Origin of the sequence: Neisseria sp. P0008.S004, assembly GCF_051962755.1 — a bacterium.
Taxonomy (GTDB): Bacteria; Pseudomonadota; Gammaproteobacteria; order Burkholderiales; family Neisseriaceae; genus Neisseria; species Neisseria subflava_A.
The window spans coordinates 1-2,898 of the sequence record NZ_JBQCUZ010000023.1; the positions used below are offsets into that span (position 1 = coordinate 1).

Annotated in this window: 2 protein-coding genes and 1 pseudogene; all 3 read right to left on the reverse strand. The window is 46.1% G+C overall.

Annotation, left to right across the window (positions count from 1 at the left end):
• Positions 1–770: hemagglutinin repeat-containing protein (locus tag ACTHSW_RS10730; RefSeq protein WP_440373907.1), on the reverse strand; the 770-nt coding region annotated here is incomplete at its 3' end.
• A 43-nt stretch (positions 771–813) separates the two neighbouring features.
• Positions 814–1,308, reverse strand: a complete 495-nt coding sequence (locus ACTHSW_RS10735; RefSeq protein ID WP_107792513.1) for a contact-dependent growth inhibition system immunity protein — start codon at positions 1,306–1,308, stop codon at positions 814–816.
• Positions 1,308–2,898: pseudogene (locus ACTHSW_RS10740) on the reverse strand (hypothetical protein); the annotation flags it as partial. The pseudogene ACTHSW_RS10740 and the gene ACTHSW_RS10735, both read right to left, overlap by 1 nt.

Sequence of the window (2,898 nt, forward strand, 5' to 3'; positions counted from 1 at the left end):
TCGTTGTGGTCTTTGTCTGCGGCAGAAGCGATGGCGCCGCCTTTAAGCCGGACGCTGTCGGCGGTGATGTGATAACCGCCTTCGCCGGCAAAGAGACCGCTCTGGCTGCCGACGCTGCGGCTGTAGCCGCTGGCTTTGCTTTGGTTGTAGTTGCCGGATACGTTCCATGCGGTACCAAGGGCAACTTGGGCACGGATGCCGCCGCCGCTTTGTTTGCTTTCCTGTTCGACAGTGTCCTGTGGGCTTTCGATGTGCAGTGTGCCGCCGACTTCAGCGTCGATGCGTTTTGCATGGGCTTGGGCACCGTTCAGCACGGTATTGCCCTTGCTGCTGAGCTGCAGTTTGTCCGATTGCAGCAGGGTGTTTTGATGGGTTTGGCTGTCGGTGCGGTTTTTGCCTTTGCCGTAGGCGGCTTCGGCATAGATATAGACGCCGGTTTGCGCACCGACGGAAACCCCGACGCCGACTTGTACGCCGGCATTGCGGTTTTTGCCGTCCTGATGTTGGCTGTCTTGGGCCGACTGCAGCAGGATGTCGCGCGCGGAATCGAGGCGGATGGTGTCGTCCGCAGTAATGTTGCTGCCTTGGACGGTAATGTCGCCCTCGCGGCTGCGGATATTGATGTCGCCGCCGGCTTTCAGGCTGCTTTGCCGGCTTTGGCGGTAGTGTTGGTTTTGCTCTTTGCCGGCGGTTTTAAAGCCGAAACCGGCTTCAACGGACAAGAGGACGGCGCCCTGCTGTCCGGTTTGGTTTTTGACGGCGTCGGCCACTAAAAGTATGTTGTGGGAACAAGCCTATGCACTACGTATATACCTACTTACAATAACTTAGAGCTTGTTTTGCTCCTTGTCCAATTTCCACATAGTTACTGTCGGCAGGCATGATTATGTCTTTTTCATCAATACCTTCCCACGCATCTGATCTGATATGTTTGTTGGGGAAAATTATGATTTCTTTGCTATTCATGGTAATGCCGCACATCATCATCCTTCTAAAAAGAGCTGATTTGGTTTTATACCCCAGTGTTTCTCGTATATGATCAACCCATTGGTTATAGCGTTGAACTCTTTGTACCGGATCGAAAAAATTTTTACATTCTTCACTTCCATATTTAAAAGTTCGACTATTTTTTAATGCCTGAGAAATAGCTTGCCCAAGCAGATTGTCATCGACATTTGGAGGCAAAATATGAGGTGGGAATAAGGTGTCCAACATTAACAACCTAAATCCGGATTTTGTTTGCACAATGAACGCTTTTTCATTTGCATATAAACTTGCAAAATATTGATTTTCTAACTTGTCTTCCATTATTTAATCTCCGTTACTTTAACATTAACATTATGGGTCTTTCCGTATTCTATCGCTTTGTTGATTTGCTGCCATTGCTCTTTAGTGGTTTGGGCTGGAATAGCTAAATGTATCTCTCTCCGCCTAATTGTATTAGCATTTAACTCAACACCAGAAAGAGAATAGATTTTAAAATTGGCAGCTTTGTCAATATAATTTTTTAAAGTACTATAAATTTGTCTTGGTTTGAGCATCCTTGATGCTGTTTGTGTATCCAATGTCTTAGCACTAATGGCTAAGCCATCACGGGAGTCATAATAATCAAAAGTTTTAAAATTCTTTGGTAGTCGAGCATCCGAGGGAAGGTTTTTACCAACATAATTCTCCCATGGCATACCTTGCTTTCCAATACCATTATTCCATTGGATACCTACTTTTGAATTAGAAACGGTTTTACTTGGTTTGGCAAATAAGATATTTAAATCCGTAACTTTCTGATGTGCAGTTGAAAATTGATTAGCCATACGCCCAGCATTAACATCCAAGCTGGTCAGCGGTCGGTTATATCCGGCCGGAATCGGTCCGCGGATTGCCAACGGAGATTTCTTAACCGAAGCCCCACCAAGACTGACACTACCCAACATTGTTCCGGCACCTAAAAAGAAATTGGCTTTCCCGTGCTCAAGGTTTCCCTGTGTGATTTGATAAGTTCCGTAACTGGCTTGTGCTCCACCAATAGCCATCATCAGATAACGTCCTCGAGTGGTAAATTCCAAACCTAAAGCAATGCCTTGTGCGGTGGAGGCTGCTGCTCTGCCTTCAAAACTATCGGCATAAGCTTTATCCCTTTCAAGGATATTCCAAGCTTTCTCGTATTTCCCTATCGGACGACCTTCCGATAAAAAGAAATGCTTAACAGCAGCCAAACCGGTTTTATACTTTCCTCGGGCATCCTGGATTTCTTTCCAAGAGTTATTCCAATGTTCTCTGACTTTTCTATCTCTTTTGGCTAGCCAAAACGGATAATAAGGTTCTCCATTTCTCAAGATTTCTTTACCTTGATAGAGATCATTCTTAATTTTTCTATCAAGAATTTTCTGATCATCATAGATGATGTCTAGATAGGATCGCAAACTAGCTGCTTCTTGGGTTGTCAGGTCTTTTTTTCCATCTTTTCGATGAAGGTCTGAATAATATTTTCTATATAACTCATTGCTTACTTGGTCTTTAGCAGCCAGCCGCTCAAATTCGGCCTTTTCCTTATTACTTGCTGTATGGTTGAGAATTTTCTCTGTTAAAAGATCGTATTTTTTTCTGTCTTCGTTGTTAAGCAGATTATTCTCCACCGCATTCTGCCCAAGCACACCCCCTACCTGTGCATTGAACAGGGCACTGCCGCTGCCGTTGTTTGTGCCGCTTCCCCCTTTCAGACGGCCTCCGGCCGCACCCACCACCGAAGCAATCGCCCCGGTCTGCGCTTTGATCTCTTCCTTAATGTGCTCGGGCAGAAGGTTGGGATTGAATTTCCCCGTTGTCGGGTCGATGGCGGTCTTGCCGTCGTCGTATTGTTTGGCCAGATACTCGGCTGCGCGTTCGGCGGCAACGGCAGCG